The sequence below is a fragment of the Nocardioides sp. YIM B13467 genome (assembly GCF_042788075.1).
Taxonomy (GTDB): Bacteria; Actinomycetota; Actinomycetes; order Propionibacteriales; family Nocardioidaceae; genus Nocardioides.
In genome coordinates, this window is the sequence record NZ_JBHZPJ010000046.1 from 3,207,960 (window position 1) to 3,232,681 (window position 24,722).

General features: G+C 68.8%; 24 protein-coding genes. 12 read left to right on the forward strand and 12 right to left on the reverse strand.

Annotated elements, in window-relative coordinates; translation table 11 throughout:
- Position 1: 1 nt before the first annotated feature.
- On the forward strand, positions 2–805 hold the full coding sequence (locus tag ACFX43_RS22525) for a TrmH family RNA methyltransferase (protein WP_378835138.1): 804 nt from the start codon (positions 2–4) through the stop codon (positions 803–805).
- Between the two features lie 93 nt (positions 806–898).
- On the opposite strand, the gene ACFX43_RS22530 is transcribed toward ACFX43_RS22525, so the two are convergent.
- Genes ACFX43_RS22530 through ACFX43_RS22545 form a run of 4 tightly spaced genes read right to left on the reverse strand, consistent with a single transcriptional unit; the run spans position 899 to position 5,628 of the window.
- Positions 899–2,509, reverse strand: a complete 1,611-nt coding sequence (locus tag ACFX43_RS22530; RefSeq protein ID WP_378835143.1) for a glycoside hydrolase family 13 protein — start codon at positions 2,507–2,509, stop codon at positions 899–901.
- Positions 2,510–2,523: 14 nt separating this feature from the next.
- Positions 2,524–3,402 (reverse strand): sugar ABC transporter permease, encoded by an 879-nt coding sequence (locus ACFX43_RS22535; RefSeq protein WP_378835147.1) that lies wholly within the window; start codon positions 3,400–3,402, stop codon positions 2,524–2,526.
- A complete protein-coding gene (locus tag ACFX43_RS22540; protein ID WP_378835152.1) occupies positions 3,386–4,309 on the reverse strand; it encodes a carbohydrate ABC transporter permease in 924 nt (307 codons plus the stop codon). The genes ACFX43_RS22535 and ACFX43_RS22540 overlap by 17 nt, the downstream gene beginning before the upstream one ends.
- 50 nt (positions 4,310–4,359) lie before the next feature.
- Entirely contained in the window at positions 4,360–5,628 is a 1,269-nt protein-coding gene (locus ACFX43_RS22545) for an extracellular solute-binding protein (protein ID WP_378835156.1), read from the reverse strand.
- A 153-nt stretch (positions 5,629–5,781) separates the two neighbouring features.
- Between ACFX43_RS22545 and ACFX43_RS22550 the strand changes: the two genes are divergently transcribed.
- Both ACFX43_RS22550 and ACFX43_RS22555 read left to right on the forward strand, forming a co-directional pair.
- Positions 5,782–6,825 carry a LacI family DNA-binding transcriptional regulator gene (locus ACFX43_RS22550; protein WP_378835161.1) on the forward strand — a complete coding sequence of 348 codons (1,044 nt, stop codon included), beginning with the start codon at positions 5,782–5,784 and terminating at the stop codon, positions 6,823–6,825.
- Positions 6,826–6,867: 42 nt separating this feature from the next.
- Complete coding sequence (locus ACFX43_RS22555; RefSeq protein ID WP_378835164.1) at positions 6,868–7,839, forward strand: GNAT family N-acetyltransferase; 972 nt, start codon at positions 6,868–6,870, stop codon at positions 7,837–7,839.
- On the opposite strand, the gene ACFX43_RS22560 is transcribed toward ACFX43_RS22555, so the two are convergent.
- The 3 genes from ACFX43_RS22560 to ACFX43_RS22570 all read right to left on the reverse strand — a co-directional run bounded on the left by ACFX43_RS22560 (position 7,826) and on the right by ACFX43_RS22570 (position 10,688).
- Complete coding sequence (locus ACFX43_RS22560) at positions 7,826–8,518, reverse strand: Pr6Pr family membrane protein (protein WP_378835167.1); 693 nt, start codon at positions 8,516–8,518, stop codon at positions 7,826–7,828. The two genes, ACFX43_RS22555 and ACFX43_RS22560, sit on opposite strands and share 14 nt — an antisense overlap.
- A 22-nt stretch (positions 8,519–8,540) precedes the next feature.
- Positions 8,541–10,127 (reverse strand): ABC-F family ATP-binding cassette domain-containing protein, encoded by a 1,587-nt coding sequence (locus ACFX43_RS22565; RefSeq protein WP_378835170.1) that lies wholly within the window; start codon positions 10,125–10,127, stop codon positions 8,541–8,543.
- 165 nt (positions 10,128–10,292) lie between these two features.
- Positions 10,293–10,688, reverse strand: coding sequence for a YciI family protein (locus ACFX43_RS22570; protein WP_378835173.1), 396 nt, complete (start codon positions 10,686–10,688; stop codon positions 10,293–10,295).
- A 242-nt stretch (positions 10,689–10,930) separates the two neighbouring features.
- Here ACFX43_RS22570 and ACFX43_RS22575 point away from each other — a divergent pair, with 242 nt between their 5' ends.
- From ACFX43_RS22575 to lhgO, 3 genes are read left to right on the forward strand one after another with little or no spacing between them, the layout of a single operon-like run.
- Positions 10,931–11,227 (forward strand): nucleotidyltransferase family protein, encoded by a 297-nt coding sequence (locus tag ACFX43_RS22575; protein ID WP_378841081.1) that lies wholly within the window; start codon positions 10,931–10,933, stop codon positions 11,225–11,227.
- Positions 11,217–11,591 (forward strand): DUF86 domain-containing protein, encoded by a 375-nt coding sequence (locus ACFX43_RS22580; protein ID WP_378835175.1) that lies wholly within the window; start codon positions 11,217–11,219, stop codon positions 11,589–11,591. The genes ACFX43_RS22575 and ACFX43_RS22580 overlap by 11 nt, the downstream gene beginning before the upstream one ends.
- Before the next feature lie 11 nt (positions 11,592–11,602).
- Positions 11,603–12,790: an L-2-hydroxyglutarate oxidase gene (lhgO, locus tag ACFX43_RS22585; protein WP_378835177.1), complete on the forward strand. Its 1,188-nt coding sequence runs from the start codon at positions 11,603–11,605 to the stop codon at positions 12,788–12,790.
- Between the two features lie 17 nt (positions 12,791–12,807).
- Here the strand turns inward: lhgO and ACFX43_RS22590 are convergent, their stop codons facing one another.
- Complete coding sequence (locus tag ACFX43_RS22590; RefSeq protein ID WP_378835180.1) at positions 12,808–13,161, reverse strand: ArsR/SmtB family transcription factor; 354 nt, start codon at positions 13,159–13,161, stop codon at positions 12,808–12,810.
- Positions 13,162–13,376: 215 nt separating this feature from the next.
- Here ACFX43_RS22590 and ACFX43_RS22595 point away from each other — a divergent pair, with 215 nt between their 5' ends.
- Entirely contained in the window at positions 13,377–14,309 is a 933-nt protein-coding gene (locus ACFX43_RS22595) for an NmrA/HSCARG family protein (protein ID WP_378835184.1), read from the forward strand.
- Here ACFX43_RS22595 and def read toward each other — a convergent pair.
- The gene (gene def / locus ACFX43_RS22600) at positions 14,306–14,923 is read right to left on the reverse strand and encodes a peptide deformylase (protein WP_378835187.1); all 618 of its coding nucleotides are present in this window, start codon (positions 14,921–14,923) and stop codon (positions 14,306–14,308) included. The genes ACFX43_RS22595 and def overlap by 4 nt on opposite strands.
- A gap of 95 nt (positions 14,924–15,018) precedes the next feature.
- On the opposite strand from def, the gene ACFX43_RS22605 reads away from it, so the two are divergent.
- The 4 genes from ACFX43_RS22605 to ACFX43_RS22620 all read left to right on the forward strand — a co-directional run bounded on the left by ACFX43_RS22605 (position 15,019) and on the right by ACFX43_RS22620 (position 19,228).
- Positions 15,019–16,383, forward strand: a complete 1,365-nt coding sequence (locus ACFX43_RS22605) for an acyl-CoA dehydrogenase family protein (protein WP_378835190.1) — start codon at positions 15,019–15,021, stop codon at positions 16,381–16,383.
- Entirely contained in the window at positions 16,383–17,597 is a 1,215-nt protein-coding gene (locus ACFX43_RS22610; protein WP_378835193.1) for an acyl-CoA dehydrogenase family protein, read from the forward strand. Before ACFX43_RS22605 ends, ACFX43_RS22610 begins: the two co-directional genes overlap by 1 nt.
- A 99-nt stretch (positions 17,598–17,696) precedes the next feature.
- Positions 17,697–18,233, forward strand: coding sequence for a nucleosidase (locus ACFX43_RS22615; protein WP_378835196.1), 537 nt, complete (start codon positions 17,697–17,699; stop codon positions 18,231–18,233).
- A gap of 74 nt (positions 18,234–18,307) precedes the next feature.
- Positions 18,308–19,228: a patatin-like phospholipase family protein gene (locus ACFX43_RS22620; RefSeq protein ID WP_378835200.1), complete on the forward strand. Its 921-nt coding sequence runs from the start codon at positions 18,308–18,310 to the stop codon at positions 19,226–19,228.
- A gap of 146 nt (positions 19,229–19,374) precedes the next feature.
- On the opposite strand, the gene tal is transcribed toward ACFX43_RS22620, so the two are convergent.
- Positions 19,375–20,475, reverse strand: a complete 1,101-nt coding sequence (gene tal / locus ACFX43_RS22625; protein WP_378835204.1) for a transaldolase — start codon at positions 20,473–20,475, stop codon at positions 19,375–19,377.
- A gap of 3 nt (positions 20,476–20,478) precedes the next feature.
- On the reverse strand, positions 20,479–22,590 hold the full coding sequence (gene tkt, locus ACFX43_RS22630) for a transketolase (protein WP_378835207.1): 2,112 nt from the start codon (positions 22,588–22,590) through the stop codon (positions 20,479–20,481).
- 170 nt (positions 22,591–22,760) lie between these two features.
- Between tkt and ACFX43_RS22635 the strand changes: the two genes are divergently transcribed.
- A complete protein-coding gene (locus ACFX43_RS22635) occupies positions 22,761–23,699 on the forward strand; it encodes a heme o synthase (RefSeq protein ID WP_378835209.1) in 939 nt (312 codons plus the stop codon).
- A gap of 39 nt (positions 23,700–23,738) precedes the next feature.
- Here ACFX43_RS22635 and ACFX43_RS22640 read toward each other — a convergent pair whose 3' ends face one another.
- Positions 23,739–24,608 carry a LacI family DNA-binding transcriptional regulator gene (locus tag ACFX43_RS22640; RefSeq protein WP_378835213.1) on the reverse strand — a complete coding sequence of 290 codons (870 nt, stop codon included), beginning with the start codon at positions 24,606–24,608 and terminating at the stop codon, positions 23,739–23,741.
- Between the last annotated feature and the right edge of the window lie 114 nt (positions 24,609–24,722).

Consider the following 24,722-nt stretch of genomic DNA (forward strand, 5'->3'; position numbering starts at 1 on the left):
CATGGCTGAACTCATCGAGATCTCCGACCCCGCCGATCCCCGCCTCGCCGACTACCGCGACCTGCGCGACGTCGAGTTGCGCAAGTCCCTCGAGACTTCGGAGGGGCTGTTCCTGGCCGAGGGGGAGAAGGTCGTACGCCGCGCCGTGGCCGGTGGTTTCGAGCCACGCTCGTTCCTGATGGCGCCGAAGTGGCTCGACGGGCTCGCGGACACGCTCGCCACGACCGATGCGCCGTGCTACGTGATGAGCGAGAAGGCTGCCGAGGAGGTGACCGGGTTCCATGTGCACCGTGGTGCGCTGGCGTCGCTGAAACGGCGCCCGCTGCCGTCCGTCGACTCGGTGCTCGCGGGTGCCCGCTCGGTCCTGGTGCTCGAGGACATCGTCGACCACACCAACGTCGGCGCGATCTTCCGGTCGGGCGCCGCGCTGGGGTTCGACGCCGTCCTGCTCTCGCCACGCTGCGCCGACCCGCTCTACCGGCGCTCGATCAAGGTCGCGATGGGCGCGGTCTTCGCGCTGCCGTGGACCCGTCTGCCGGACTGGTACGAAGCGCTCCCGTCCCTCTCCGCCGCCGGCTTCACCACCGTCGCCCTGACCCTGGCCGACGACGCCGTCGACATCGAGAAGGCCGTCGACGGCGTCGACAAGGTCGCCCTCGTCCTCGGCTCGGAGGGCCACGGCATCTCTCCGCGCTGGCAGCAGGCCGCCGACCGCCGCGCCATCATCCCGATGTCTGCCGGCATCGACTCCCTCAACGTAGCTGCCGCCACCGCCGTCGCCTGCTACGTCACCGCCCGCCGCTAGCGCCGAGGCGTCAGCCGCGTCGGCCGAGCCGTCACGTACGTCGGCCGAGTCGGCACTGATGTGCCAACTCGGCCGACGGGGGTGACTTCTCGGCTAGATCTGCCACCAGACGGTCGTGTCGCCGGGGAGGTCGGCGGTGCCGTCGGTCACCGGGATGGGGCCGGAGGAGGAGAGGAGTACGCGGCCGGGGGCGGTGATGCGTACGGGCTCCTTGGTGGTGTTGACCGTGCAGGCGAAGCCGTCACGCTCGAACCAGAGGACACCGGCAGGGGCCTCGTCGTGCCAGGTCACCGCGTCGCCGGCGCCGAGGCCGGGGACCTCGCGACGGGTGCGGATGGCGGAGCGGTAGAGCTCGAGGGTCGAACCCTCCACACCCGCCTGGGCCTCGACGCTCAGCTCGCCCCACTCCGACGGCTGCGGCAGCCAGGAGCCACCGTCGCCGAAACCGTAGGACGAGCCCGACCTGGTCCACGGCAGCGGCACCCGGCAGCCGTCGCGGAAGCCGTCCTGGCCGTTGGCGCGGTGGAACGACGGGTCCTGGCGGACCTCGTCGGGCAGGTCGGTGACGTCGGGCAGGCCGAGCTCCTCGCCCTGGTAGACGTACGCCGATCCCGGAAGCGCGAGCATCAGCAGCGTCGCCGCGCGGGCCCGCCGGAGCCCGAGAGGCCGGTCCCCGGCGGTGCGGATCTGGGTCCCCGACCCCGGCGGGTTCGCGAACCGGGTGGCGTGCCGGGTGACGTCGTGGTTGGACAGCACCCACGTCGCCGGAGCGCCGACCGGGCGCATCGCGTCCAGGGAGCTGTCGATGACCTTGCGCAGAGCCGAGGCGTCCCAGGCGGTGTCGAGGTACTCGAAGTTGAAGGCCTGGTGCAGCTCGTCAGGACGTACGTAGTTCGCCGACCGCGCCACCGTCGGGGTCCACGCCTCGGCGACGAAGATCCGGTCCGGGTAGTCCGCCAGGACCCGGCGCCACGAACGGTAGATCTCGTGGACGCCGTCCTGGTCGAAGAAGGGCATCACGTCGTTGCCGAGCAGGTGGAGCTGGTCCGAGTGGCCGATGGACGGCAGGCCCTCGGCCTTGACCAGGCCGTGGGCGACGTCGATGCGGAAGCCGTCGATGCCGAGGTCGAGCCAGAAGCGGAGGATGTCGAGGAACTCGGCATGCACCTCGGGGGAGTTCCAGTTGAAGTCGGGCTGCTCGGGGGCGAAGAGGTGGAGGTACCACTCGCCGTCGGGCACCCGGGTCCAGGCGGGACCGCCGAAGATCGAGTCCCAGTCGTTGGGCGGCTCCTCGCCGTTCTCACCGCGTCCGGGCAGGAAGTGGTAGCGCGATCGCATCGGCGACCCCGGCCCTTCGGCGAGGGCCTGCTGGAACCAAACGTGCTCCGAGGAGGAGTGGTTGGGGACGATGTCGGCGATGAGCTTGAGGCCGAGCTCGTGCGCCGAGGCGATCAGCGCGCGGGCGTCGTCCAACGTCCCGTAGCGCGGGTCGACCGCCCGGTAGTCGGACACGTCGTAGCCCCCGTCGGCCTGCGGCGAGGCGTAGAACGGGCTCAGCCAGACCGCATCCACCCCCAGATCGCGGAGGTAGGGGAGTCGGGACCGAATCCCGGGGAGGTCGCCGGTGCCGTCGCCGTCGCTGTCGGCGAAGCTGCGTGGGTAGACCTGGTAGATGACGGCATCACGCCACCACTCGGAGGACATCAACAGAAAACCTTTCAGCCCTTGACGCCGCCGGCGGTCAGGCCGGTGACGACGTGTCGTTGGACGAGGTAGAAGAAGACGGTGACGGGGATGGCGATGAGGACCGCGGTGGCGGCCATCAGGTTCCACTGCGCGTCGTGCTCGCTGACGAAGCTCTGCAGCCCGACCGCGAAGGTGTACTTCGAGTCGTCGAGCAGGAACGTCGAGGCGAACGCGACCTCCGCGAAGGCGGTGATGAAGGCGTAGAACGCGGCGACCGCGAGACCCGGACGAGCCAGCGGCAGGATCAGCCGCCAGAACGTCCCGAACGGGGTGAGTCCATCGATCATGCCGGCCTCGTCGAGCTCGACCGGGATGGTGTCGAAGTAGCCCTTCAGCAGCCAGGAGCAGTAGGGGACGATCGTGGTGCAGTTGACCAGGATCAAGCCGAAGTGCGAGTCGACCAGGCGGAGCTGGGAGAAGATCTCGTACATCGGCACGATCAGCACCGCGATCGGGAACGCCTGCGTCAGCAGCAGGACCCACATCAGCGGCCGGTGGCCGGGGAACCTCATCCGGGAGACCGCGTAGCCGGTCGTCGCCGCCGACATCACGCCGAACAGGGTCGTGCCCCCGGCGACCACCAGCGTCGACCACAGCCAGTTGAAGAAGGCGGTGTTGGTCAGCACGAACGAGTAGTTGTCCAGCGTCGCCTTCGCGAAGATCCCGCCGGGGTGGAGGTAGTCGTCCTTGTCCGGCCCCAGGGACAGATAGAGGAGCCAGACGATCGGGAACAGCGCGATCAGCGACGCCACCGTGAGCGTCACGTGCGTGCCCACGCGCGCGACCGGGCCGAGTTCTCCGCGGCGGCGCTGCTTGGTAACGGGCGCGTTGAGGCTAGGCGAGCTGGTCATTGCGTTTCAACCACCGGTAGTAGAAGGACGTGAAGACGATCAGGATCGCGAGCAGGAGCACGCCGTACGCCGCCGACATGGCGAAGTCGCGAGGCTGCTGCCCGAAACCGAGTCGATAGGCCCAGGTGACCAGGATCTGCGCGTCCGGCGCGGTGTTGCCGAAGAGCAGGAAGATGATCGCGAACTGGTTGAAGGTCCAGATCACGCCGAGCAGGATGACGGTCGAGCTCACCGACGACAGTCCCGGCAGGGTGACGTGGCGGAACCGCTGCCAGGCGTTGGCTCCGTCGATCTCAGCCGCCTCGTAGAGGTTCTCGTCGATCGACTGCAGTCCGCCGAGGAGGGAGAGCATCATGAACGGCACGCCGCACCAGGTGTTGACCATGATCGCGGCCGTACGCTGCCAGGTCGGATCCTCGAGCCAGCTCGGTGCGGCGAGACCGATCGTGTTGAGCATCGAGTTGATGACGCCCGCGTCCGCGAGCATGATCCGCCAGGCGAAGACGGTGACGAACGTCGGCACCGCCCAGGGCAGGATCAGCAGCAGCCGGTACGCCACGCGCCCGCGCAGCCGCTGGTTGAGCAGCATCGCCAGCCCGAGGCCGATCGCGTAGTGCAGGACGACGCAGGTGACGGTCCAGACGATGGTCCACACGAAGTGGGACCAGAAGCGGTCGTAGGCCGCCGGGCCCCAGAGGATCTCGGCGTAGTTGTCCAGACCGATGAACTTGTACGTCGCGTCGATCGTGTTGACGCCGATGGTGCGTGCCGAGTTGAGGCTGTTGGCGTCGGTCAGGGTCAGATAGAAGCCGCGCAGGAGCGGATAGCCGACGAGCACGCCGAGCACGATCACGACGGGCGCGACCATCGCGTAGGCGTACCAGTAGCGGCGGTAGGAGTCTCGCACGCGCTGGTGCTGTCAGAGTCATCGGATGACGTGGTCTTCCTGGCTCAGGTTCACTTCGAGAAGTCGGGCAGCAGGTCGGCGAAGGCCGTCTCGAGCGTGGCCAGACCCTTGTCGAGGGTCTCGGCGCCGGAGGCGATCTTCGGCAGCTCCTGGTCCATCGGACCCCACAGCGAGGAGTACTCGGGCAGCTCGGGTCGCGGCTGGGCGGCCGGGAGCACCGTCTGGAAGCCGGCGATGCCCGGGTCGGCCTTGACCTCGTCGGTGTAGGCGTCGTCGCGGGTCGGCAGCGTGGAGTTCTTCAGCGCGATCTGGGCCTGGGTGTCGGCCGAGGTCATGAACTTCACGAACGCCGCCGAGGCCTCCTGGTGCGCCTCGTCCGAACCGGCGTAGATCGACAGGTTGTGGCCGCCGGTCGGGGCGCCGGCCTCGCCGGTCGAGCCGGCCGGGACGGTGGCGATGCCCAGGTTGTTCTTGTCCTGGAACGCCGAGCCCTTGTAGAAGTTCGTGATCTCCCAGGGCCCCTGGATGATCGCGGCGACCTTGCCGTTGACGAACGCGTCCTGGATGTGGGCGTACGCGTCGGCGGTGGTGTCCGCCTTGTGCAGGCCCTCGCCGTTGAAGAGACCCTGCCAGGTGGTCAGGCCCTTCTTGGCCTCCGGGGAGGAGATGGTGATCTTCTTGGCCTCGGCGTCGACGGTGTCGGTGCCCTCGCCGTAGAGGAACGGCTGCGCGTAGTAGGCCGAGGTCGAGCCCCAGTAGCCGTCGACACCGGTCTTGGACTTGATCGTCGCGGCGTCGGCCTTGAGCTCGTCCCAGGTCTTCGGGGCCTCGGTGATGCCGGCCTTCTCGAAGAGCGCCTTGTTGTAGACCAGCGCGAGGGTGTCGGTGACGAACGGGACGCCGTACGTCTTGCCGTCGAACTCGGCCTGCTTGATCAGGTTGGGCTGGAAGGCGTCCTTCTCCTCGAGCGCCTCGGTGTCGTCGAGGGGAGCGAGGAAGCCCTTCTGCGCGAACGCAGGAGTCCAGCCGACCTCGGCGCGCAGTACGTCGGGAGCACCGCTGGCGCCGGCCGCGGTGTCGAACTTGTTCTGTGCCTGGTCGAAGGGCACGTTGACGTACTTGACCTTGATGTCCGGGTTGGCCTTCTCGAAGTCCTTGACGAGGGCCTGGTACGTCGGCGCCTCGTTGGTTGCGTTCGAGGTGTCCCACCAAGTGATGGTGACCGGGCCGTCGCTGCTGTCGCCGCTGCCACCGCCACATGCTGTTGCCGCCAGGGCGAGCGATGCCGCCACTGCGGTGGCCACGATGCCACGTCGCATGAGTTCTCCTTCGATATGGGGCCGGGCGAGGAATCCGCCCGGTGTGTGACGAAGGTAACCCCGCGTCGAGGAGAATGTAAGAGCCTTTCAGCAAAAGTTGCAAACTTGCTGAAAGTTCTTGCAGACCGTGTAGGGAGGGGGCATGATGTGATCGTGCCCATAACACCAGCCTCTGCCCGTCTTGCTGACATCGCGGCCCACGCGGGGGTGAGCGAGGCGACGGTCAGTCGCGTCCTCAACGGCAAGCCGGGGGTCGCCGCGGCCACGCGGGAGGCGGTGCTGGCGGCGATCGACGTGCACGGCTACGAGCGTCCGGTGAAGCTGCGCCAGCGCAGCGAGGGGCTGGTCGGCCTGATCACGCCCGAGCTCGATAACCCGATCTTCCCCGCGCTCGCGCAAGTCATCGCGCAGGGACTGACCCGGCAGGGCTACACCCCGGTGCTCGCCACGCAGACGCCCGGCGGTTCGACCGAGGACGAGCTCACCGAGATGCTCGTCGACCGCGGTGTCACCGGGATCATCTTCGTCTCCGGTCTGCACGCGGACACCACCGCCGACATGACGCGCTACGACAAGCTGCGCGCCCAGGGCGTTCCGTACGTCCTCCTCGACGGTTACACCCCCGACGTCAAGGCGCCGTTCATCTCGCCCGACGACCGCGAGGCGATGCAGCTGGCCGTAACCCACCTCGCCACGCTCGGTCACTCCAAGATCGGCCTGGCCGTCGGCCCCCGCCGTTTCGTGCCGGTCCAGCGCAAGATCGAGGGCTTCGTGGCCACCATGGCCGAGCGTTTCGGTCTGAGCGCCGAGGAGATCGAGAAGGGCCACATCCGCCACTCCCTCTTCACCCTCGAAGGCGGTCAGGCCGCGGCTTCCGAGCTCCTGGACGAGGGTTTCACCGCGATCGTCTGCGCGAGCGACATGATGGCGCTGGGCGCCATCCGTGCCGCTCGGTCGCGCGGCCTGCGGGTCCCGGAGGACGTCTCCGTGGTCGGCTACGACGACTCCCAGCTCATCGCCTTCACCGACCCGCCGCTGACCACCGTCCGCAAGCCGGTCCATGCGATGGGGCAGGCCGCGGTCCGCGCCATTCTCGACGAGATCGCCGGCACCGGTACGCCGCATTCGGAGTTCGTCTTCCACCCCGAGCTGGTCGTCCGCGGCTCCACCGCGTCGGGTCCGCGCGTCAACCCCTGACCGCCCGGAGCGGGCCGGCCGGCTGCTGGCAGGATGGGCCGCGTGACGATTGTGGCTGCTGCTGATGGTTCGGCGCTCGGGAACCCGGGGCCCGCGGGGTGGGGTTGGTATGTGGACGAGTCCACCTGGGCCTGTGGCGGCTGGCCGCACGGCACCAACAACCAGGGTGAGCTGACCGCGGTCCTCGACCTGCTGCGGCAGACGGCGCACACCGGCGAGCCGCTGCTGATCTACTGCGACTCCAAGTACGTCATCAACTCGGTCACCAAGTGGATGGCCGGCTGGAAGCGCACGGGCTGGAAGAAGGCCGACGGGAAGCCCGTGCTCAACGTCGAGATCATGAAGGATCTCGACGCGGCGATGCAGGGCCGCGACGTCCGGTTCGAGTGGATCAAGGGCCACTCCGGGCACCCGCTCAACGAGGCCGCCGACAGGCTCGCGAACGGTGCCGCTCTGGCCTACCAGGCGGGTCGTACGCCGGATCCCGGTCCGGGTTTCGCGGGGGCCGTCGAGGCGCCCGCCGTCGCGCCCCAGGTCGCGCGACCGGAGCCCGAGCCGGACGACCTGCTCGGTCTGCTGAGCTCGGAGCCGCCGGCGAGCGAGAAGCCCGCGGCGTACTCCTTCTCCGCCGACCAGAGCCGGATCGACCCCGACTGGGTGCACCGGATGCTCTCGCAGTCCTACTGGGCCAGCGACCGGACGCGGGAGGTGCAGGACGCGGCCAACAAGGGCTCGCGCTGCTACGGCGTCTACGACGCTGCCGGGAACCAGGTCGCCTTCGCACGCGTGGTCAGCGACTTCGCCGCCTTCGCCTGGCTGTGCGACGTGATCGTCGACCCGGGCGCCCGCGGCCAGGGGATCGGCAAGCTGCTGCTCGAGGGCATCCTCGCCGACCTCGAGCCCTACCGCATCCGCCGGACCCTGCTCGCCACCGAGGACGCCCACGAGCTCTACGCGAAGTACGGCTGGGAGCCGCTGCCCGCGCCCGAACGCTGGATGATCAGGCAGGGCTGAGCCCAGCATCCTCCTTGTCGGCGATGGCCTCGGGGGAGCGCCGTCGCCCGACCGCGACGACGCCCCAGGCGACCAGGGTGAACGCGGCGGCGATGCCGACGACGTACGCGAGCACGACCCCGTAGCCGTGCAGATGGTTGTTGAGGAACGGGTAGGGATACCACCACGGGTCGCCGGTCAGAGGACTGACGACGTACTCGCCGCGGACCAGGGTGTAGATCGCCCACACGATCGGGAACGCGATGACAGCCCCGACCGCCCGCCACGGCAAGCGGCGGCGCGGGGGAGCGACGAAGAGGTCGATGATCAGGAACAGCGGGCCGATGAGATGCAGGATCTCGTTGGCCCACGGGAACGCGGCCGGAACGAGACCGCGCAGCAGCAGGTTGTAGACCAGCCCGGTGATGGCCATGAACGTCGTCGCCGCCGCCATCAGCACCGCCATCCAGGTCGGTTCCTGGGTGTTGCGGGTCAGGGTCCAGACCCCGACGGAGACGAGCGCCGCTGCGGCGAAGAGGTTCGACTCGATCGTGAAGTAGCTGAAGTAGTTCACCACCACCGTCGCCATGCTGGAGCCTTCGGCGGGCGTGGTGCCCATCGCTCCCCGGAACTCTGCCGTCATCGCGGCGAGGATCAGCGCGGCCATCACGAGTCGAAGGATCGACCAGGTCCTAGTCACGAGATCACCGTAGCTGTCGAGATCACCAGAAGAGGCCGTTCTCGAGGTGAACGAACGTGTCGATGCCCAAACGAGCGAGGAAGGCGTCGTCATGGCTGACCACGACGAGCGCGCCCCCATAGGCATTCAGCGCGGAGATCACCTGCTCGACGGTGTTGATGTCGAGGTTGTTCGTCGGCTCGTCGAGGACCAGCAGCTGGTGAGGCGGGTCGACGAGGAGCAGGGTGGCCAGCGCGACCCGGAAGCGCTCGCCGCCGGAGAGGTCACCGACCTTCCGGTTCACGACGTCGCCGCGGAAGCCGAACCCGGCCAGCATCGCGCGGACCTCCTCGGGCTCCGCTTCGGGCTGGGTGCGGCGTACGGTCTCGAGGATCGTGCTGGCGTCGTCGAGGTGGTCCAGACGCTGCGGTAGGTAGCCGATCCGGGCGGTGAGGGCGGTCGCGTAGGGCTCCTGGCCAGCAGGAGGCGGATGGATGAGGGTCTCGACGAGCGCCGTCTTGCCGGCGCCGTTGCGCCCGGTGATCGCGAGGCGCTCAGGACCCTGGACGACGATCGTGCGGCCGCTGCGGTCGTGCATCTCGGCCACCCGTCGACCCGCGGGCAGGCCGGGAGAGGGAAGCTCGATCGCGACCTGAGGATCGCGGCGTACGCGCTCGGCCGTCCGGTCGCGCAGATCACGCGCCCGGTCGACAGAACGGTCGAGCTCGCCTCGCAGCTTGCCGGCGGAGACCTCGGCCTCGCCCGCTCGCGCCTTCATGATGGTCTTCGGGCGGCGCTTGTTCTCGTAGTCGGTGCGGGCATAGCGCTGCCGCCGGGCGAGCTTCGTCTGCGCCTCGACCCGCTGCCTCTTCTCCGTGCGCAGCCTCTGCTCCGCCGTGGACAGAGCCTGCTCCGCCGCGGCCTGCTCGCGTTCGACGTGCTCGCGGAAGGCGGAGTACGCGCCGCCATAGATAGTCAGCGAATCCTCGCGCAGCTCAGCGGTCTCGTCCATGAGCTCGAGCAGCTCCAGGTCGTGGCTCGCCACCAGCAGCGTCCCGCGCCAGCTCGCGATCAGGCCGTAGAGCCGCTGCCTGGCCTCGCGGTCGAGGTTGTTGGTCGGTTCGTCGAGCAGAGCGATCTCTGCCTCCGAGAGGCTGATCCCGGTCAGGGCGGTCGCCACGGTCTCGCCCCCGGACAACGTCGCGACGCGGCGGTCGAGGCCGAGGTCCGGAAGTCCGTTGGACCCGAGCGCTGCCCGCGCCCGCTCCTCGACGGCCCAGTCGTCGGCGAGAACGTCGAAGTGACGCGGATCGGCGTCCCCGGACTCGATCGCCCGAAGCGCGTCCAGACGATCGCGTACGCCGAGCAGGTCGGCCACCGTGGCGTCGGTCTGCAGGGTGATGTGCTGGGGCAGGTAGCGGACCTGGCCCCTGACCGAGACCGAGCCCGCTGTCGGTGTGAGCTCGCCGGCGACGACCTTGAGCAGAGTGGTCTTGCCGACGCCGTTGGTGCCGACCAGACCGGTGCGTCCGGGGTTGAACGCTGCGTCGAGGCCGCCCAGCGCGGCGGTGCCGTCGGGCCAGCGAAGGGTGATGCCGTCGAGAACGACGGCGGGATGCTGCGTACTCATGGAGCTCCTGGGTGTGTCAGCGGGACGCTGACATCGGAGCCCGGCGGATCTACGACGTCAGCGCACGAGGGCGGTGAGCAGGTCGCGGATCAGCACGATGAGTTCCTTGGGGTCGGTGACGGTGCCTGAACAGTCTTCGGCATCACCCGGGACGGTCGCAACGGGTTATCTGCGTCCGTCGACGTCCTCGATCAGGCCCTCGGGGATCGGATTGTCGTCGGTTGGCTCGGGCAGGAGCTCCCGAACCTCCTGCGCGCTGCGGCAGGCCACGGCGCACTTCGCTGCCCACCTGAGCGCCTCCTCCCGGCTGGCGACGTCGACGACGATGAAGTCGCCGAGGTGCTCCTTGCTCTCCGGGAACGGCCCGTCGGTGACCACGCCGTCCATGCCGACGACGCTCGCCTCCTCGGGGCCGTCCTTCAGCCCGCCACCGAAGACCCACACACCGGCCTCCATCGCCTCGCGGGTCATCGCCGCCGCCGACTCGGCGACCTCGGCCAGCTCCTCCTCGTCGCTGAAGTCCATCGCGCTCTCGCGGAACGAGATCAGGTACTTCGTCATCTCAGCCTCCTGTGTTCGGGCAGCGTCCATCGCCACCCTCCACCCACTCCACGAACGAGTGCCACCACTTTCGACAGGAACGTACGCCGGGACTGCCCTCACGCGCGCCAGAAGCCGGCCAGCCGCTCGGCGACGCGTCGGCCCTGGGCGCTCCTGAGGCGTCGCGCCCGTGAGTTTCCGCGTTGCGGGGCGAGGCGACACCACTGTCGTCGAAGATCTGGGAGACTGGACGCGTGGATGCGATGACCATGCTGGACCGCGAGGCGATTGCGCATGCCTGCGACCGGTTCGGTGTCGCGCGTCTGCGGATCTTCGGCTCGGCCGTGACCGGAAGCTTCGATCCCACGCGCAGTGACCTCGACTTCTTCGTCGATTTCTTGCCGGAAGTGGACGACCTTCTCGGCAACTACCTTGCGCTCAACGAGGAACTGGAACGGATCCTCGGTCGTGAGGTCGACTTGGTCATGTCGGATGCGGTGAAGAACCCGTACTTCGCGGCGGCAGCATTCCCGACAGCCAAGGATGTGTATGCAGCCTAGAGCCGCCGCGTTGCTGTGGGATCTACACACCGCGGCGATGCGTATCCAGGAGTTCGTCGCGGGGAGGACCTGGGAGGAGTACGCGGAGGACGTCCTGCTCCGTTCTGCTGTCGAGCGACAGTTCGAGATTGCCGGTGAGGCTATGAGCGTTCTGCGCAAGAATGACTCCGAGACTGCAGAGCGCGTGCCCGGAATTCACAGAATCGTCGGCATGCGGAATGTCTTGATCCACGGTTACGCCGAGATCAACGATCTCACTGTGTGGCGTACCGCGACGGGGGATCTGAGCGCGCTGGTCACGGCAGTCGATGCGCTGCTGATCGAAGCGGGTCCTCCGACGACCGAAGATGGCAGAGAGGCTTAGGCCCTCGAAGGATGACGACCGTCGGCGTGGTCGGTGGAGGCATCGTCGGGCTCGCGGTGGCCCGCGAGATCCTGCTGCGTCGTCCTGAGGACACCGTCGTGGTGTTCGAGAAGGAGAGCAGCCTCGGAGCCCACCAGACCGGCCACAACTCGGGCGTCGTCCACGCCGGCATCTACTACCGCCCCGGCAGCCTCAAGGCGCAACTCTGTACGCGCGGCCGGTATCTGCTCGAGGAGTTCGCCGCCGAGCACGGGATCCCCTATGAGGCGTGCGGGAAGCTCGTCGTCGCGGTCGACGAGTCCGAGATGGGGCGCTTCGACGCGCTGGAGAAGACCGCCACCGAGAACGGCGTGCCGGGTCTGAGGCGCGTCGGCCCCGAGGAGATCGCGGAGATCGAGCCGTACGCGGCGGCGGGGCTGGCCGCGCTCCACTCGCCGCGGACGGCGATCATCGACTACGTCGCCGCCGCCGAGGCGCTCGGCCGGAGTGTCACGGAAGCCGGGGGAGAGGTACGCCTCGGCGAGGAGGTGACCGGCATCCACCGCGTCACGGGTGGGATCGAGGTCGAGACGCCCGCCGGCCGGACCCGGGTCGACCACCTGGTCGTGTGCGGTGGCCTGGAGTCCGACCGGCTCGGTGAGCTGACCGGCGGTCCGAAGACGCCCCGGATCATCCCGTTCCGCGGTGAGTACATGCAGGTCAGCGTCGCGAAGCAGGATCTCGTCCGGGGCATGGTCTATCCGGTGCCCGACCCGCGCTACCCGTTCCTCGGCGTGCACTTCACCCGGAGGGTGGGCGGTGGTCTCGAGGTCGGCCCCAACGCCTTCCTGGCGCTCAGCCGCCGGCGCTACCGTCGGACGTCGCTGACCCCGCGCGACCTAGTCGACACGCTGGCGTGGCCGGGGTTCTGGCGGTTCGCCGCCGAGCACTGGCGCACCGGGTTCACCGAGCTTCGCGGCGTACTGTCGAAACAGGCCTACATGCGGGAGGCCCAGCGCTACGTGCCTGAGATCGGCGCGGAGGACGTCACCCGCGCGGGGCTGGGGCTGCGCGCCCAGGCCGTCGAGCGCGACGGCTCGCTCGTCGACGACTTCGTCATCCACCATGCCGACGGCATCACGTCGGTGCGCAACGCGCCGAGCCCGGCCGCGACCTCCAGCCTCGCCATCGCCGAGTACGTCGTCGACCGGATGTCCTAGCTCGCGAACAAGAGCCTTCACGGGCGCTGTGTGCCGCGGAGCACCTCCGCGAGCTCGGACATCACATCCTCGTCGCGTCTGTAATGGATCCACTTGCCGATGCGCGTGGACCGGACGAGACCGGCCCGCTCCAGCGTTGCCATGTACGACGAGACCGTTGATTGGGCCAGCCCTGACTTGGCCTGCAGATGGCTGACACAGACCCCGACCTCGTCCCGATCAGCGATCGGCTCCCACTGCGAGAACTCGCCATGCGGGTCCCGCAGCCAGTCCATGATCTGCAACCGCGCGGGGTTCGCCAGAGCCTTCAGGGCCTCGACCGCATCCAGAGGGCTGATGTTCCCTGGGCCTGTTGCGTGTGACTTCGCCACGGTCTCCTCTTCCTTGCATCTACGCACCATCATATCCCGATGTGACGCTGTGAGTCCCGCGCTCCCGCCCGTATGCATTTACATATCGCGATGTAACGATATGATCGACTCCTGCTCGCGCTCGGTGAGTGGCGCGACCGTCGCTGCTGGCGGCTGTCCGCACAGCATCGGGCCCCACAAGAGAAGGAAGCACGATGTCTGATGCCAGAAAGCCGTTGATCGTCGTCGCGGGTGCGACCAGCAAGCAGGGAAGGAGTGTTGTCGCCTCCCTGCTCGACAGCGGGCGGTTTCGGGTGCGAGCCCTGACCAGAGCCGCCGACTCCGTCCAGGCCCGGAACCTCGCGAGAATGGGCGCACAGATCGTCACGGTTCCCTTGGAGCTGGGACATCAGCGCGAGCTCGTGCGGGCGTTCGGATCGGCTGACGGGGCCTTCCTCATGACTCCACCGGTTGCGCCGCCATCCGCCGATGAGTTCCCCCTCGGATGCCAGCTCGCCGATGCTGCGGTCGAGGCAGGCGTGGGGCACCTCGTCTTCAGTGCGCTCGAGAACGTCGACGAGAGGTCATCGGGCAGCAAGTACGCTCCGCACTTCACTGACAAGGCGCTCGTCACCGAGCACATTCGGACCCTGCCGATCGAGCACACCTTCGTCATGCTCTCGTTCTTCTACACCAACGCGCTGGAGTACTACGCGCCTCGCATCGAAGGCGACAGGGTGCACATGCCCTTCTATCTCCCTGAGGACTTCCGTGCCCCGTTCGTGGACCCGCTCACCGCGACCGGACCCGCCGTCCTGGAGGTGTTCTCGAATCCGGACGCTTATCTCGGCGCCGCGCTGCCGGTCGTCGGTGAGGTCATCTCCCCGAGGGAGATGGTCGATGCGTTCTCCCGCGTCACCGGCCTCGAGGCCGAGTACTGCAACGCACACTCCCGGGAGGGCCTGCTGACCTACTTCCCCGAGTTCGGAGAGAACCCTCTGCTGGTCGACGAGATCCTCGGTATGGCGGAGTACGCAGTGGAGTTCGGATACTTCGGCAATGACCGCGACATGGAGTGGAGCCGACGCATCGATCCCAACGCACTGAGCTGGGAGCAGTTTCTCCGTAGGACCGATTGGCGCGGCGAGCGGATCTCCTTCGGAGGCTAGTCTGCGGAGTCTCCTGCGGCGGGCCACTCGGCGGGGAAGTCCTTGGCCAGGCGGTCGTGCTCCTTGGTGAGCTTCTTGCGGGCCTTGGCGGAGATGCGGTCGCCGAAGACGGTGCCGTTGGTGTGGTCGGTCTCGTGCTGGAGGCACCGGGCCAGCAGGCCGTTGCCCTCGAAGTGGACCGGCTCCCCGTCGAGGCCGAGACCGTCGACCGCGGCCCAGTCGGGGCGGGCGCAGTCCACGAAGGCGCCGGGGAAGGAGAGGCAGCCCTCCAGGTCGACGTCGAGGTGGCGGTCCTCGCCCTCGGGGAGGGTAAGGACCGGGTTGCAGACGATGCCGACCGTGCGCTGCCCGGTGGCGTCGGGGCAGTCGAAGACGAAGATCGCGACGTCCTCGCCGATCTGGTCGGCGGCCAGGCCCACGCCCTCGGCTGCGTACATCGTCGCGACCATGTCGGCGGCCAGGTCGGCCAGCGCGGCGTCGAAGACCTCGACCTTCTTCTTGGGCCGGTGCATGACCGGGGTGCCCCAGCGTGTCATCGGCCGCACCTTCCCGCCCTCGGGCAGGGCGCCGTGGGGCGCGAGCGGAGCACGGGATTCGAGCGAGGAGTCGGCCATGTGCCAAGCCTATAAATAAGTCGTGCGTCGTTTGTTACCGCCATCACCACTCCGAAGTGTAGACCGCGTTGTAACTCCCAGTTACAGTTCTACCCATGAGTATCCTCCAAGGCCTACGTGGCGGGATCGCGAACGGCGTCCCGTCCGGCGAGTCGCGTGACCCGATCGGGTTCGCCGTGGCCGGTCTGCGCAAGCTCTCGCAGAGTCCTGCGCTCGACCGGCTCGGTGTCCGCAAGCAGACCGAGCAGGTCGTCTTCACGGTCACCCGCAGCGGGTTCAAGACGTTGGCTGCGACCAGCCGTGCGTTCAAGAAGAAGGGCAAGCAGGGCGCCCCGGGCGTACGCGTACCCAACGCCATCCCCAAGGGCGTCTTCGACCTGACCCCGTCCGAGGACGAGCAGATGCTCGTCGATGTGGTCACCGAGTTCGCCGCCGAGGTCGTACGTCCCGCAGCGGCGGAGGCCGACGAGGCCTGCGCCGCGCCGGACGAGCTGCTCAAGTCGAGCCTGGAGATCGGGCTGCCGATCCTGGGTGTCCCCGAGGAGCTCGGCGGCATCTCCGAGACTCGCTCCGCGGTCGCCGGCACCCTGGTCGCCGAGGCGCTCGCCAAGGGCGACCTCGGTCTGGCCGTAGCGGCCCTCGCACCCGGTTCGGTCGCGACCGCGCTTGGCCTGTGGGGCACCGACGAGCAGCAGCAGACCTACCTGCCGGCCTTCACGGAAGGCTCGGTCCCGGCCGCTGCGTTCGCGCTCAACGAGGACAAGGTCCTCTTCGACGTGCTCTCCCCGTCGACCACGGCGACCCGGACCGCCGACGGCTACGTCATCAACGGCGCCAAGTCTCTGGTCGCCCGCGGTGCCGAGGCCGAGCTCTTCGTGGTCGGTGCCGCTCTGGACGGCAGGCCGGTCCTGTTCCTCATCGAGTCCTCGACCGATGGCCTGATCATCGAGTCCGAGCCGGCGATGGGCGTACGCGCCGCCTCGCTGACCAAGCTCACCCTGACCGACGTGAAGGTCCCGGCGACGGCGGTCCTCGGCGAGACCGACGGCTCCACCTACACCGAGGCCGTACGCCTGTCCCGCCTCGCCTGGTGCGCGCTGTCCATCGGCGTCGGCCAGGCCGTCCTCGACTACGTGACGCCCTACGTCAAGGAGCGCGAGGCCTTCGGTGAGCCAATCGCCCACCGTCAGTCGGTGGCGTTCATGGTCGCCAACATCGCGATCGAGCTGCAGGCGATGCGCCTGGTGACCTACAAGGCCGCCAGCCGGGTGGCCCAGGGCATCGACGCGACCCGCGAGATCGCGCTGGCTCGCAAGCTGTGTGCCGACAAGGGCATGCAGATCGGCCTCGACGGCGTCCAGCTGCTCGGTGGTCACGGCTTCGTCAAGGAGCACCCGGTGGAGCGGTGGTACCGCGACCTGCGTGCGATCGGGATCATGGAAGGCACGGTGCTGGTCTGATGGCCATCAATCTGGAAGACCCCAAGAAGCTCAAGCCGCTGCGCGAGCAGGTGCACCAGGTCGCGATGAACATGCTGCGACCGATCTCGCGCAAGTACGACAAGGCCGAGCACGAGTACCCCACCGAGCTCGACATGCTCGCCGCCATGGCCGACGGCCTGGCCGAGTCCGGTCAGGGTGAGGGCGCGGGCGCCACCGGCGTACGCCGCGACTCCAAGCCCGACGACGGCAAGGTCAAGAACGGCGCCAACATGTCCTCGGTCCTCTCCGTCTCGGAGATGTGCTGGGGCGATGTCGGGCTCACCCTCGCGATGCCGCGCCAGGGCCTGGGCAACTCGGCCATCGCGTCGGTCGCCAACGACGAGCAGCACGAGCGCTTCGACGGCATCTGGGCCTCGATGGCGATCACCGAGCCCGGCACCGGCTCCGACTCGGCCAACATCAGGACCACCGCCACCCTCGACGGCGACCACTACGTGCTCAACGGCGAGAAGATCTTCGTCACCTCCGGTGACCGCTCCGACGCCGTAGTGGTGTGGGCGACGCTCGACAAGGAGCTCGGCAAGGCCGCGATCAAGTCGTTCGTGGTCGAGAAGGGCACGCCGGGGATGAAGGTCGAGCGGCTCGAGCACAAGCTCGGGATCAAGGCCTCGGACACGGCCACGATCACCTTCACCGACTGCCGGGTGCCTGCGGAGAACCTTCTCGGCAGCCCGGAGATCAACGTCAAGGAGGGCTTCGCCGGTGCGATGGCCACCTTCGACAACACCCGTCCTCTGGTCGCCTCGATGGCGGTCGGCTGCGCCCGCGCGGCGCTCGACTACACCCGGGACCTGCTCGAGAAGGCCGGCGTCGAGATCGACTACGACCGGCCGGCTCACCTGCAGTCCGCGGCCGCGGCGAAGTTCATCCAGCTCGAGTCGGACTACGAGGGTGCCTATCTCCTCATGCTCCAGGCCGCCTGGATGGCCGACAACCGCCAGCCCAACTCCAAGGAAGCCTCGATGGCCAAGGCCAAGGCCGGCCGGATGGGCTCGGACGTGACGCTGTCCTGCGTCGAGCTGGCCGGCACCATCGGCTACTCCGAGGGTGAGCTGCTGGAGAAGTGGGCCCGCGACTCGAAGATCCTCGACATCTTCGAGGGCACCCAGCAGATCCAGCAGCTGATCGTGGCGCGGCGGGTCCTCGGGCTCTCGTCGGCGGAGCTCAAGTAGGTCAGTAGGGTTCGTCGGCATGAGTGAGCGTCAGCGAACGACAAAAGGCCTCAGGCCGCCGCTTCCGTATTCTTTGACTTCATCTACGGAGGCGGCGGCATGAGTGTTCTTGTGGTGTCGGCGACCAAGGCCGAGGCGGCCCATGTTCCTTCCGGGCTCAAGGTGGTGATCACCGGGATGGGGAAGGTGGCGTCCGCCTCGGCCGTCTCGCGTGTGCTGGCGGCCGACAAGACCATCCGTCAGGTCGTTAACATCGGCTCCTGCGGCGCCCTGCGTGACGGCCACACCGGGATCTACGAGGTCGGCACCGTGCTCAACCACGACTTCTCGTCCGCCGCCATCCGGGCGTTGGGTCACCCGGTCGAAGACGCGCTGGAGGTCGGGGAGTCGGACATCGTCTGCGCGACCGGCGACCTCTTCGTCACCGACACGGTCGTACGCGCCGAGCTCGCCCAGCGCGCTCACCTGGTCGACATGGAGGCCTTCGCCGTCGCCTGGGCGTCCCGGGAGGCCGGCGTCCCGGCACGCGTCGTCAAGCACGTCTCGGACAATGCCGACGAGACTGCCCTCGACTGGGCCAACGTCGTCGACCGCTCGGCCCGCGATCTGGGGGCCTGGCTCGCCGCCAACGTGTGACCTGCGCCCCTGTCCGGGCGTGTCGGGGCGACCCGATGCCACGCCCTACTCGCCAGTAGCGTCACAATCCAGATGTGGACGCATTGCAATCGGGAGTGGTCGAGCTGCTCCGGTCCCGTCTGAACGGGAACAGTGATGATGAGGCGACGCTGGCCCTCGTGGTCGAGGGTGGCGGGATGCGCGGGATGCTGTCGGCGACGATGGCCGCGGTCCTCGCCGACCAGGGCCTGGTGGATGCGGTCGACCTGGTGGTCGGCACCTCCGCCGGTGCTGCCAATGCGACCGCGGTGGCGGCCGGAACGATCGGCGCCTTCAGTGAGTCGTACGCCTCGGTGTTCGCCTCGCCCGAGTACATCGGCGCCGGGCGGATGCTGCGGCGCAAGTCGATGGTTGATACCCGCGGGATCACCGCACGTTCGGCGGAGCTGTTCGAGTGGTCGCTCGCGCTGCGTGACGGGGCGCCGCGGCTGGCCGCGGTGGCCACCGACGTGGTGACCGCGAAGGCGGTCCCGCTCACCGACTTCACCGATCCGACCGACCTCGCCGACTCGGTGATCGCCTCGAGCCAGCTGCCCCTGGCCGGAGGCCTCCCGGTGACCGTACGCGGCCGGCGTTGGCTCGACGGCGGGCTGGTCGAAGCGGTGCCGGTCGCCTCGGCGGCGGCGCTCGGGGCGACGCACGCGATCGTGCTGGTGACCCGGCCCTTCGGGACGGCGCCCACCTATGGGCCGGCCGACCGCGTCATCGAGCGCTACCTGCGCCGGGTCAACCCCGACCTCGGTGACCTCTACCGGAGCCGGCCGGATCGCTACCGCGACACCGTCGCGGAGATGCGGGCCGGGAGCCACGCGGGCGTGCACACGCTGACGTTCGCGCCCGATGCGGGCGACCCGATCCCGGGTCGTACCGAGACCGACGTCGATCTGCTTCGCTCGGCCCGTCAGGCTGCGACCGGCACGGCGACCCGGATGCTGGCCGAGGCAGGCCTGGTCTGAGTCCGNGCCTCGAAGGTGAAGCGTGAGGCCCGGCCGGGATCATCGGCGAACCACGAGCGCAGATCCGGCTCGAAGCCGGCCCGCAGCTCCGTGAGGGCCTTCCAGGCGTCCGTCGTCGTCGCGTCGACCGGGCCTTCGCTCATGGGTCAGACCGCCTCGATCTGGGCGACGACGGTGTCGACGAGCTCGGTCCAGGAGACCTTGAACTTGTCGACGCCCTCGGTCTCCAGCACCAGGAAGACGTCATCGAGGTCGACCCCGACCGAGCGCAGCGACTCGAAGACCGCGGCCGCCTCGGCACCCTTGCCGGTGACGACGTCGCCCTTGACCTCGCCGTGGTCGGCGAAGGCCTCCATCGTCTTCTCCGGCATGGTGTTGACCGTGTCGGCGACGACCAGGTCGGTGACGTAGAGGGTGTCGGGGTAGGCCGGGTTCTTGACCCCGGTCGAGGCCCACAGCGGCCGCTGGGCGTTGGCGCCCTCACCGGCCAGCGCGGTCCAGCGCTCGCTGGCGTGGACCTCCTCGAAGGCGGCGTAGGCGGCGATCGCGTTGGCCACCGCGGCCTTGCCGAGCAGCGCGCTGGCCTCGGGGGTGCCGATCGCCTCGAGCCGCTTGTCGATCTCGGTGTCGACGCGGGAGACGAAGAACGACGCCACGCTGCGGATCGTGGACAGGTCCTTGCCGGCCGCCTTGGCCTGCTCCAGGCCGGTCAGGTAGGCGTCCATCACCGCGCGGTAGCGCTCGACCGAGAAGATCAGGGTCACGTTGACCGAGATGCCCTCGGCGATCGCGGCGGTGATCGCCGGGAGCCCCTCCAGGGTCGCCGGGATCTTGATCAGCGCGTTGGGGCGGTCGACCGCGGCCCACAGCGCCTTCGCGGAGGCGATGGTCGCCTCGGTGTCGTTGGCCAGGGTGGGCTCGACCTCGATCGAGACCCGGCCGTCGTCCTTGGTGGACTCGGCGACCGGCGCGAGGATGTCGCAGGCGTTGCGTACGTCCTCGGTGGTGAGGCCGAAGATGACCTCGTCGACGGTCTTGCCCTCGGCCACCAGCGAGCGCACCTGCTCGTCGTAGCGCTCGCCGTTGGCGATCGCGGCGGCGAAGATGGTCGGGTTGGTGGTCACCCCGACGACGGACTTCTCCTTGACGAGGTCGGCGAGGTTGCCGGTCTCGATCCGCTCACGGGAGAGGTCGTCGAGCCAGATGGATACGCCGGCCTCGGCCAGCGCCTTGAGACGGTCAGACATATTTCATGCTCCCTTGTTGATGGCGGCGAGGCTCTCCTTGGCGGCCGTGACGACCGCCTCGGGGGTGAAGCCGTACTCCTTGAACAGCAGCGCACCGGACGCCGAGGCGCCGAAGTGCTCGAGCGAGACGATCCGGCCGGCGTCGCCGACGTACTCCCGCCAGCCCTGCTTCACTCCGGCCTCGACGCTGACGCGCGCCTTGACGTTGGGCGGGATCACCGAGTCGCGGTAGTCCTGGTCCTGGGCCTCGAACCACTCCAGGCACGGCAGCGAGACGACGCGGGCACCGATGCCCTCCTTCGCCAGCTCGTCGCGGGCGGCGACTGCGTACTGCACCTCGGAGCCGGTGCCGAGCAGCACGACGTCGACGGTCCCGGTGGGGGAGTCGAGGAGTACGTAGCCACCCTTGGCCACGCCGCTGGTGTCGGCGTAGCCGTCCTTCCCGCGGGGGAAGGTCGGCAGCGCCTGACGGGTCAGGATGAGCGCCGAGGGGCGGTCGTGGTGCTTGAGCACCTGGAGCCACGCGGCGGCGGTCTCGTTGGCGTCGGCGGGGCGGACCACGTCGAGGCCCGGGATGGCCCGGACCGCGGCGAGGTGCTCGACCGGCTGGTGGGTCGGACCGTCCTCGCCCAGACCGACGGAGTCGTGGGTCCAGACGTGAATCACCGGCAGCTTGGACAGCGCCCCGACGCGTACGGCGCCTCGCATGTAGTCGGAGAACTGGAAGAACGTGCCGCCGAAGGCCTTGGTGGGCGAGTGAGCCACGATGCCGTTGAGGATCGCGCCCATGGCGTGCTCGCGGATGCCGAAGTGGAGCACGCGGCCGGCGTAGGGGTCGCCCTTCCACTCGTGGGTGGAGCGGTCCTCCGGGACGAAGCTGGGCGCACCGGCGATGGTGGTGTTGTTGGAGCCGGCGAGGTCGGCCGAGCCACCCCACAGCTCGGGCAGCACCGGCGCCAGCGCGTTGATCACCTTGCCGGAGGCGGCACGCGTGGCGATGCCCTTGGCGTCGGCCTCGAAGAACGGCAGCGCGTCGGCGATGTCGGCGGGGAGCTCCCCGGCCTGCATCCGCTCGAGCAGCTTGGCGCCCTCGGGGTTGGCCTCGGCCCAGGCGGCCTCCTCGGCGCGCCAGGCCTGCTCGGCCTTCTCGCCGCGCTCGATGAGCTTGCGGGTGTGGGCGAGCACCTCGGGGTCGACGTCGAAGGACTTCGCCGGGTCGAAGCCCAGGATCTCCTTGGTCGCGGCGACCTCCTCGGCGCCGAGCGCCGAACCGTGGGCCGCCTCGGTGTTCTGCGCGTTGGGGGCGGGCCAGGCGATGACGGTGCGCAGCACGATCAGCGACGGCTGGTCGGTGACCTCGCCGGCAGCGTTGATCGCGTCGAACAGCGCCGGGACATCCTCGGAGTAGCCGGTGCCGTCGTGGGTCCAGTCGACCTCCTGGACGTGCCAGCCGTAGGCGCGGTAGCGAGCGGCGACGTCCTCGGTGAACGCGACGTTGGTGTCACCCTCGATCGAGATCCGGTTGGCGTCGTAGATCATCGTGAGGTTGCCGAGCTTCTGGGTGCCGGCGATCGAGCTCGCCTCGCTGCTGACGCCCTCCTGCAGGTCGCCGTCGCCGGCCAGGACGTACGTCTTGTGGTCGAACGGGCTCGGCTGGTCGACCGGGGTGTCCGGGTCGAGCAGGCCGCGCAGCCGGCGCTGGGCCATCGCGATGCCGACGGCGTTGGCGACGCCCTGGCCGAGCGGGCCGGTGGTCACCTCCACGCCGCGGGTGTGGCCGCGCTCGGGGTGGCCCGGGGTCAGCGAGCCCCAGGTGCGCAGGCTCTCCAGGTCGCCGAGCTCGAGGCCGAAGCCGCCGAGATAGAGCTGGATGTAGAGGGTGACGCTTGAGTGGCCGACGGAGAGCACGAACCGGTCGCGACCGAGCCAGTCGGTGTCGGCCGGGTTGTGCTTCATCACCTTCTGGAAGAGCAGATAGGCAGCCGGGGCCAGGCTCATCGCGGTGCCAGGGTGGCCGTTGCCGACCTTCTGCACGGAGTCCATGGCGAGAACGCGGACGGTGTCCACGGCCTTGCTGTCCAGATCGGTCCACTCGAGTACAGGTTTGGTGCTCACGAGGTGCCTTTTCAAATTCGTAGAGTCCACTTGGGAAGTTCTTGGGCTGGCCGTGGGGGCTGCCGAATCCGAGCCTACTCACGCCCCGGGTTAGACTGCGAGCCGCATGCTGTGAACTGCCTGTATGAGCCGCATGTGAAGCCTCAACCCGATCGAGAAGGATCTTCTCAGTGACGCACGTCGAACAGCCGGTCCCCGACCTCGACCAGCGTAGCGACCGCGCGTCAATGCGCGATGTCATCTCGGCGTACGTCTCTTTGACGAAGCCCCGCGTGATCGAGCTGCTGCTGCTCACCACCGTGCCGGTGATGTTCTTCGCCGCCCAGGGTGTCCCGGGCGTCGGCCTGGTCGCGGCCACGGTCGTCGGCGGGATCTTCTCGGCCGGTTCGGCCTCGGTCTTCAACTGCGTCTACGACCGCGACATCGACGAGCAGATGAGGCGTACGCGACGCCGGGCTCTGCCGCGGCACGTGGTCACCCCGCGGGCGGCGCTGATCTTCGGGTCGGTCCTGGCGGTCCTGTCGGTGGTCGTGCTCGGCCTCTTCGTCAACTGGCTCTCCGCGGGCCTGTCGCTCGCCGCCAACGCGTTCTACGTCTTCGTCTACACCATGCTGCTCAAGCGGCGCACCACGCAGAACATCGTCTGGGGCGGCATCGCCGGCTGCTTCCCGACCCTGATCGGCTGGACCGCGGTCACCAACTCGGTGAACTGGGAGCCGCTGATCCTGTTCATGGTCGTCTTCTTCTGGACGCCGCCGCACACCTGGGCCCTGGCGCTGCGCTACCGCGAGGACTACGCGCAGGTCGACGTGCCGATGCTGCCTGTGGTCAAGTCCGCCCGTCACGTGGGCGCTCAGATCGTGGCGTACTCCTGGGTCATGGTCGCCACCTCGCTGCTGATGTGGCCCCTCGCCTCCACCGGCTGGCTCTACCCGGTCGCAGCCATCGGCCTCGGTGCCGTCTTCCTCGTCCAGGCCCACCAGCTGCACGCTCGTGCCAAGGGCACCGAGGACCTCACCAAGATCCGCCCGATGCAGCTGTTCCACTCGAGCAACCTCTACCTGAGCCTGCTCTTCGTCGCCCTCGCGGTCGACCCGCTCATCGGCTGACCGCCTCCCGCCGAGGCGTCAACTACGTCGGCCCAAGCGTCAGTTGCGTCGGCCGANGTTGTCGAAGCCGATCACCGAGAGATCCTCGGGCACGCGCAGGCCGAGCGAGCCGGCGACCTCGATGACCTTGATCGCGGAGATGTCGTTGGCGGCGAAGATGGCGGTGGGGCGCTCGCCGGCCGGAAGCGAGAGCAGCTCGCGGGCCGGTGCCTCGGCGAGCTCGGGGTGGTAGCCGCCCACCCGGATCAGGTCGGGGGAGACGCTGAGACCGGCGTCGTAGAGAGCCTCGCGGTAGCCCTGCTCGCGCAGACCGGCGGAGCGGAGGTCGGGGCGCCCGCCGAGGAACCCGATGCGCCGATGGCCGAGCCCGACCAGGTGGTCGACGGCGAGCCGGGCGCCGGTGACGTTGTCGGCGTCGACGGTCATCGGGCCGTCCGGGCCGGTGTGGGGGTCGATCGCGACGACCGGGATGGTCGTCTCGTCGGTGATGATCATCGACGGCGTGACCACGATCGCGCCGTCGATCAGGGTGTGACCGAGGCGGGAGAGCGAGCGGCGCTCCCAGCCGGTGTGGTTGTGGGCGCCGGTGCGTCCGGCGTGGGCCAGCAGCTCGTAGCCGGTGCCGTCCAGGGCCGCCGAGATGCCCTTGAGGAGCTCGGCGGAGTAGGGCTCGAACTCGGCCACGAGGACGCCGATCACGCCGGTGGACTTGCGGCGCAGGCTCGAGGCGATCAGTGACGACTGGTAGCCGAGCTCCTCGATGACCGCGAGCACCTTCTCGGCCGTCGCCTCGCTGACGCCGTAGCGCTCGTTGATCACCTTGGAGACGGTGGCCACCGAGACGCCGGCCTCGCGGGCCACGTCGGTGATGGTCACCCGGCGGGGACGTGGCTGATCGAGCGTGCTCATGGCCCGACAGTAGCCCACTCGGGCCAAGTTCGATAACCATCTACGAAAACGTTATCGACAACGATTGACACGAGCACCTGGAGGCGCCATGCTCGACCCCGACGATGTGGCGGC

Excerpts from the sequence above, each read along its gene's own strand:
- ACFX43_RS22525 (WP_378835138.1), top strand. The coding sequence starts at position 2 with ATGGCTGAACTCATCGAGATCTCCGACCCCGCCGATCCCCGCCTCGCC.
- ACFX43_RS22530 (WP_378835143.1), bottom strand. The coding sequence starts at position 2,509 with ATGTCCTCCGAGTGGTGGCGTGATGCCGTCATCTACCAGGTCTACCCA.
- ACFX43_RS22535 (WP_378835147.1), bottom strand. The coding sequence starts at position 3,402 with ATGACCAGCTCGCCTAGCCTCAACGCGCCCGTTACCAAGCAGCGCCGC.
- ACFX43_RS22545 (WP_378835156.1), bottom strand. The coding sequence starts at position 5,628 with ATGCGACGTGGCATCGTGGCCACCGCAGTGGCGGCATCGCTCGCCCTG.
- ACFX43_RS22565 (WP_378835170.1), bottom strand. The coding sequence starts at position 10,127 with ATGAGTACGCAGCATCCCGCCGTCGTTCTCGACGGCATCACCCTTCGC.
- ACFX43_RS22570 (WP_378835173.1), bottom strand. The coding sequence starts at position 10,688 with ATGACGAAGTACCTGATCTCGTTCCGCGAGAGCGCGATGGACTTCAGC.
- ACFX43_RS22575 (WP_378841081.1), top strand. The coding sequence starts at position 10,931 with ATGACCATGCTGGACCGCGAGGCGATTGCGCATGCCTGCGACCGGTTC.
- ACFX43_RS22580 (WP_378835175.1), top strand. The coding sequence starts at position 11,217 with ATGCAGCCTAGAGCCGCCGCGTTGCTGTGGGATCTACACACCGCGGCG.
- lhgO (WP_378835177.1), top strand. The coding sequence starts at position 11,603 with ATGACGACCGTCGGCGTGGTCGGTGGAGGCATCGTCGGGCTCGCGGTG.
- def (WP_378835187.1), bottom strand. The coding sequence starts at position 14,923 with ATGGCCGACTCCTCGCTCGAATCCCGTGCTCCGCTCGCGCCCCACGGC.
- ACFX43_RS22605 (WP_378835190.1), top strand. The coding sequence starts at position 15,019 with ATGAGTATCCTCCAAGGCCTACGTGGCGGGATCGCGAACGGCGTCCCG.
- ACFX43_RS22610 (WP_378835193.1), top strand. The coding sequence starts at position 16,383 with ATGGCCATCAATCTGGAAGACCCCAAGAAGCTCAAGCCGCTGCGCGAG.
- ACFX43_RS22615 (WP_378835196.1), top strand. The coding sequence starts at position 17,697 with ATGAGTGTTCTTGTGGTGTCGGCGACCAAGGCCGAGGCGGCCCATGTT.
- tal (WP_378835204.1), bottom strand. The coding sequence starts at position 20,475 with ATGTCTGACCGTCTCAAGGCGCTGGCCGAGGCCGGCGTATCCATCTGG.